Origin of the sequence: Citrobacter sp. TBCS-14 (genome assembly GCF_005280805.1) — a bacterium.
Taxonomy (GTDB): domain Bacteria; phylum Pseudomonadota; class Gammaproteobacteria; order Enterobacterales; family Enterobacteriaceae; genus Citrobacter; species Citrobacter gillenii.
On the sequence record NZ_SZWM01000351.1, the window covers coordinates 1 to 268 of the forward strand.

General features: G+C 50.0%; 1 protein-coding gene. It reads left to right on the plus strand.

What is annotated here, in order from left to right; translation table 11 throughout:
- Positions 1–86: 86 nt before the first annotated feature.
- On the plus strand, positions 87–268 hold a 182-nt coding region (locus FDX22_RS15450; RefSeq protein WP_146717423.1), incomplete at its 3' end, for an NAD(P)H-binding protein.

Below are 268 nucleotides of genomic sequence, written 5' to 3' on the forward strand. Positions count from 1 at the left end.
ATACTAACCTTTTTGTACGTACTTACTAAAAGTAAGTTTAGGTGTTAGCGTGATTAAACACAAGACCAATACCAGGGAGTCACCCCATGATCGCGATTACCGGCGCCACCGGCCAACTGGGCCAACACGTTATTGAATCTCTGCTGAAAACCGTTCCTGCCAGCCAGATTGTGGCAATCGTGCGTAATCCCGCTAAAGCGACGGCGCTTAGTCAGCAGGGCATTACCGTTCGTCAGGCGGATTACAGCGATGAAGCCGCCTTTACAAC